The organism is Pseudomonas sp. 2995-3, assembly GCF_002742565.1.
Lineage (GTDB): Bacteria > Pseudomonadota > Gammaproteobacteria > Pseudomonadales > Pseudomonadaceae > Aquipseudomonas > Aquipseudomonas edaphica.
In genome coordinates, this window is sequence record NZ_LJSB01000062.1 from 1 (window position 1) to 324 (window position 324).

At 34.3% G+C, this 324-nt stretch carries 1 protein-coding gene; it reads left to right on the top strand.

What is annotated here, in order from left to right; translation table 11 throughout:
• A partial coding sequence (locus AOA62_RS03350; RefSeq protein ID WP_158235114.1) for a methyltransferase occupies positions 1 to 324 on the top strand: 324 nt, incomplete at both ends.

Here is a 324-nt window from a genome sequence, read left to right on the forward strand (position 1 = left end):
ATTAATGCCTGAGAGAAACATCGTAATGGTGGATATCAATGAAAGAGCAGTTGAATTATCATCACTAAACGGAGAACTTAATAGTTTAAATAACACCAAAGTTTTTCAAAACGATTTAATGGAAGGTATTATAGATAAGTTTGCAGCTATACTTACTAACCCTCCAATAAGAGCAGGTAAAGACGTGATTTTTAATCTGTATGAACAAGCCTATGAAGCATTATTGGATAACGGAGAGATTTGGGTTGTGATCCAAAAGAAACAAGGAGCCCCATCCACGATCAATAAACTTGAAGAATTAGGCTTTGAAATAGAGATTGTAGA